The 317-nt window shown below is 68.1% G+C and carries 1 protein-coding gene; it reads right to left on the minus strand.

What is annotated here, in order from left to right:
• Nucleotides 1–94: 94 nt before the first annotated feature.
• Entirely contained in the window at nt 95–268 is a 174-nt protein-coding gene (locus tag EXE42_RS19525) for a hypothetical protein (protein ID WP_199240815.1), read from the minus strand.
• Nucleotides 269–317 lie beyond the last annotated feature (49 nt).

Consider the following 317-nt stretch of genomic DNA (forward strand, 5'->3'; position numbering starts at 1 on the left):
GTACGCCGCGCCGGGGCAAAGGGGTTCCGTCCGGACGCGGCGCCGCGGCTACGGGGGACGAGATCAGCCCGGCGGCACCGAGGGCCGAACCCTCTCAGACCGCGTCGGCGAGCCGAACCGTTCGGCTCGCTTCGACCCACGCGAGGGGGTTCGTGGCGTCGAAAAGCACCACGTTCCCGTCGTCTTCGTACGCCTCCACCTCGGCGTCGACCGCGTCGGAGTCGTCCGGGCGAGCCACCTCGGATTCGGAGCGTGGGTCCGAAGACATGGACCGTGGTAAGTCATCACACATTATATGCCTTTCCGTGGCGGGATAG

This window comes from Halorubrum sp. SP3 (assembly GCF_005435195.1).
GTDB lineage: Archaea > Halobacteriota > Halobacteria > Halobacteriales > Haloferacaceae > Halorubrum > Halorubrum sodomense.

Excerpts from the sequence above, each read along its gene's own strand:
- EXE42_RS19525 (WP_199240815.1), bottom strand. The coding sequence starts at position 268 with ATGTCTTCGGACCCACGCTCCGAATCCGAGGTGGCTCGCCCGGACGAC.